The following is a 4,399-nucleotide window of genomic DNA, read 5'->3' as shown; positions in this document are numbered from 1 at the left end:
AAGTGGCCGGGATGCTCCTCCCAGTTGTACTTGTCGTAGTTCAGGGTCATGCCCGTCTCTTTTTCCACGCCCAGCGCCGCCGCAAGCTGCAGGTAATGGCCCTGGTACTGGTGGCCGGAGGGCTCGCCCACGCCGATGAATCCGCCGCCGCGGCGGATAAAGCCGCGGATGGCCGCCGACACTGTCGGGTCTTCCCAGGCCGCGCCGCCGGTGTGGGCGGTGTCGCCGTCGCCCACGTTCACCAGCACGTCCACGTCCTTCAGAACAGACGGGTCCGCCTTGATGTCGTCAAAGCTGATGAACCACACGTCGAAGGGCGCGCCGGAAAGCGCCTCGATGACGCCGGCATAGCTGTAGTTCTGCTTTTGATACAGGGCATGGTGCACCATGTGGCAGCCCCAGCTGCGGGCCTTGCCCCAGCTGTTCAGCACCGCCACCGTCTTGATGCAGTAGGCAGTGGTGCCCTTCGCGTTCTCATAGAGCTCGCGGAACTCGTTGCACACGCTCTCCACATAGTCGATGAACGCGGGGAACTCCAGCGCCAGCTTCAGATAGCCGCCATAGCCGATGCGGTCCACCGGTTTGCGCAGGATGGCGCGCCGCGCGGTGACCCAGTTCTCCTTGGCTTCCTTCACCGGGTCGCCGCCCTCGTGGAAGGTATCCGGGAAGAAATAGGGCAAAAAACGGCCCTCAGTGTATTTCACGCCGGGGATATCGCTGATGAGGCGCAGGGTGCTGCCGTTGCCCACGCTGCCCACCACGGCGTCCAACCCGATGGAGGCAAACTCCGGCAGATAGGGCTCGGTGCCGATCCAGTGGTCGCCCAGGAACATCATGGCTTCCTTGCCCAGCTCGTGGGTGATGTCCACCATCTCCTTGGCCAGCTTTGCCACCTCGCGCCGCTGGAAGGCCATGAAGTCCTTGAACTCCTTGCTGGGCACACGGTACTGGTTGTTGTAGTAGCCCTGGTCGATGATGTACTCGGGGCGGAACTTATAGCCCACTTCTTTCTCAAACTGCTCCAGGATGTAGGGGGACACGGAGGCGGAATAGCCGTACCAGTCCACATACTTCTCCCGCTTGAGCTTGTCGAACACCAGGGTGAACTGGTGGAAGAAGGTGGTGTAGCGGATGACGTTCACATAGGGGTGCTCCGCGATGTACTTGCGCAGGCGCTCCATGGTGAATTTGTGGGTCTTGGGCTGGCGCACGTCGAAGGTGATCTGGTGTTCGAAGTCCTTCCAGTCGTTGGTCACCGCGTTGTACATATGCACGGGGTCCCAGATGAGGTAGGCCAGAAAACTCACGGTGTACTCGTGATAGGCCTCGGGCGAGGGGATGACCACACAGCCGGAAGCCTCGTCGTAGCTCCAGGCGTCTGCCGGCAGCGGCTGGCCGGCGGTGCGGTCCATGACTTCCCACCAGCGCTTGATGTCGTCCCGGGTGTTGACCTGCATCAGCTCTTCCGAGATGCCCTGCATCAGGGGGATGCGCAGCTCCTCACCGTCCGCGGTGTAGAAGCCGGTCATTATATAGCACTGCTGCACCTCGTCGGGGTTGGCCTTTGCCCAGGCGTTGTCCTTGCGGGTGGTGTAATAGGTGGAGTAGATCTTCGCCCCCACTTTTGTCAGCTCTTCGGGGAACTCGGTGCCGTCGCAGTCGCGGATGGCATCCGCTCCCCAGCGCTTCAAAATCTCGATGGTCTCGGGCACAACGTCCAGATTGGTGGGGATCGTCACGCGCCCCGTTCGCTTCGGATCGTTCATTTTTTACCTCGATTTCTCTTTTCCTGATGTTGATTCGGCGCCTGCATACCCATGCCGGTTCATTTTCGGTATATCGTACTCCGCACCTATAACAATCTCATTGTTGCTCAGTTTTTTATAAATATTGCTTATTTTTTCATTTTCCAGCACACTCAAAGTGTTTGATAATTGTACAAAAAGATTTGTTGAAATTTTGGAAATTCTGGGGGTATTGTAAAAAATCCCGGACTATATTATAATAATAGAAAAATCAATTGGATATTTATTCCAAATCAGCACCCATATCTTGCAGTTTGCACAGGAGCCACATCATGAGCAACAAGAGATACGATCTTTCCCCAAAAGACGTCGCCGCCGCTCAGAGCGCGGCCGGCCAGGCGAACGACTACTCCACAGCGAGGCTGCTCTATGCCACGGCGGCGACCTATGGGCCCGACTGGCACAGCCTGCCCCACACCCACGACTGCATCGAACTGTTTTACGTGGTGAGCGGCGTGGGCCAGTTCCGCATGGGGCATGACCTGCTGGCCGTTGCAAAGGGCGACCTTGTGATCATCAACCCCCAGGTGGAGCACACCGAGCTGAGCCTCTATTCCCACCCGCTGGAGTACATCGTGCTGGGCGTGGAAGGGCTGCAGTTCACCACCGGCACCAACGGACAGTATGGGGTTTACAATTTCCACGGCGGGCAGGAGGCGGTGCTGCACATTTTGCAGTCTATCCTGCAGGAACTGGAACAGCGCACCACCGGCTATGTGCAGATGTGCCAGCTTCTGCTGGAGATGTTGCTTTTGCTGTTGGGGCGCTACACCGACTTTGCATCCAGCGCCGAACCCACCCGCCGCGCCAGCAAGGAGTGCGCCATCGTGAAGCGCTACATCGACGCCAACTTCAAGGAGAACATCAGCCTGGACCAGCTGGCGGAGCTGGCCCACGTGAATAAATACTATCTCGTGCATTCTTTCAGCCGGGAGTATCAGATCTCCCCCATCAACTACCTGATCCAGCGCCGGGTGAAGGAGAGCTGTTATCTGCTCAGCGACACCGACCATTCCCTGTCGCAGATCTCCCACACGATGGGATTCTCCTCCCCCAGCTACTTCTCCCAGAGTTTCCGCAAACTGATGGGGATGAGCCCCATGGAATACCGCAAGGAGAGCCGCGTCACGCCCCGGAGGTAGTTTGCACCATATGCCCCGGCTTTTGTGAACGATCGTGCAAATAAAGTACGAATGCCGGTATTTTCTCCTCGCCGCTCTTCCACTACAATGAAGATGCTTTGAAATGGTGCCGCCGGACACGCGTTCCGGCCAAAACATTGGGAGGTATAACCATGTCCAGTCTTGCCGAACAGTCTCTGCAGGAAGTTTTTGCCGCCTACGATCTGGGCGGTGAGGTGGCCGGTGCGCTGCGTTACGGCAAAGGCCACATCAACGACACCTTCTGCGCCTATGTGCAGACGCCAGAGGGCGAATGCCGCCGGTTCATCCTGCAGCGCATGAGCGCTGCGGCCTTCAAGCACCCCGACCAGCTGATGGCCAACATCGTGGGTGTGACCGAGCACCTGCGCAAAAAGATCGTGGCCGCCGGCGGCGACCCCGAACGGGAGACCCTGTCCGTGCACCCCACCCGCACGGGCGAGAGCTTCTTCACCGATTCCGAGGGCGGCGCATGGCGCGTGTATCCCTTTGTGGAGAACACCCTGTGCCTGCAGTCCGCCGAGACGCCGGAACTGTTCTACGCCTCCGCTCAGGCATTCGGCCGGTTCCAGGCGATGCTGAGCGATTATCCCGCCGACACCCTTTTCGAGACCATCGAGAAATTCCACGACACCGAGAACCGTTATCGGAACTTTGAAAAGGCGCTGGCCGCCGACGCCCTGGGCCGCGTGGCCGCCGCCCAGCCCGAGATCCAGTTCGTGCTGGCCCACAAGGCGGATTGCAGCGTGGCGCTGGAGGCCCTGCGCCAGGGCAAGCTGCCCCTGCGGGTCACCCACAACGACACCAAGCTGAACAATGTGCTGATGGACAAGGACACCCTGCAGGGCATCTGCATCATCGACCTGGACACCGTGATGCCCGGTCTTTCCATCAATGACTTCGGCGATTCCATCCGCTTTGGCGCCAACCACAGCGCCGAGGACGAGCGGGACCTCTCCAGGGTGAATTTCGACATCGAGCTCTACGACGTGTACACCAAGGGCTTCCTGGAGGGCGCTGCCGGCGCGCTGACCGAGGCCGAACTGGAGTATATGCCCTGGGGCGCCAAACTGATGACCCTGGAGTGCGGCATCCGCTTTTTGACCGACTACCTGGAAGGCGACCACTACTTCCACACCCAGCGGGAGGGCCAGAACCTGGACCGCTGCCGCACCCAGTTCAAACTGGTGCGGGACATGGAGGCCCAGTGGGACGCCATGCAGGACGTAGTGAAAAAATACGCCCGCTAAACCCATCCCCTCTTCCCTGCTTTTGCGCCCCGGTCGATGGCCGGGGCTTTTTTGGTTCAATGAAAGAAGAAACGCGTCTTTTCGCCGCAGTGCGGTGAAAAGACGCGTCAGCCTGTCGAAAAAGGCCACCTATCGGTGGTCTTTTTCTCGTATAAGGAAAGGGAATGCGGTATAATGGTGAGGG

3 protein-coding genes are annotated in these 4,399 nt (G+C 59.0%); 2 read left to right on the top strand and 1 reads right to left on the bottom strand.

The genetic code is table 11. The features are described 5' to 3' along the window. A partial coding sequence (gene gnpA, locus ACH2AT_RS10690) for a 1,3-beta-galactosyl-N-acetylhexosamine phosphorylase (protein WP_394965931.1) occupies positions 1-1,766 on the bottom strand: 1,766 nt, incomplete at its 3' end. Between the two features lie 311 nt (positions 1,767-2,077). Here gnpA and ACH2AT_RS10685 point away from each other — a divergent pair. Beyond that, on the top strand, positions 2,078-2,947 hold the full coding sequence (locus tag ACH2AT_RS10685) for a helix-turn-helix domain-containing protein (RefSeq protein ID WP_394965930.1): 870 nt from the start codon (positions 2,078-2,080) through the stop codon (positions 2,945-2,947). A 152-nt stretch (positions 2,948-3,099) separates the two neighbouring features. After that, on the top strand, positions 3,100-4,215 hold the full coding sequence (locus ACH2AT_RS10680) for a phosphotransferase enzyme family protein (protein WP_394965928.1): 1,116 nt from the start codon (positions 3,100-3,102) through the stop codon (positions 4,213-4,215). Positions 4,216-4,399 lie beyond the last annotated feature (184 nt).

The organism is Candidatus Allofournierella excrementigallinarum, assembly GCF_944388085.1.
GTDB classification, from domain to species: domain Bacteria; phylum Bacillota; class Clostridia; order Oscillospirales; family Ruminococcaceae; genus Allofournierella_A; species Allofournierella_A excrementigallinarum.
The sequence above is the reverse complement of the archived record's forward strand: the minus strand, read 5'-3'. Positions and strand labels throughout refer to the sequence as shown.

What these genes read in the sequence shown, in the direction of transcription:
- ACH2AT_RS10685 (WP_394965930.1), top strand. Translation starts at nt 2,078, where the DNA reads ATGAGCAACAAGAGATACGATCTTTCCCCAAAAGACGTCGCCGCCGCT.
- ACH2AT_RS10680 (WP_394965928.1), top strand. Translation starts at nt 3,100, where the DNA reads ATGTCCAGTCTTGCCGAACAGTCTCTGCAGGAAGTTTTTGCCGCCTAC.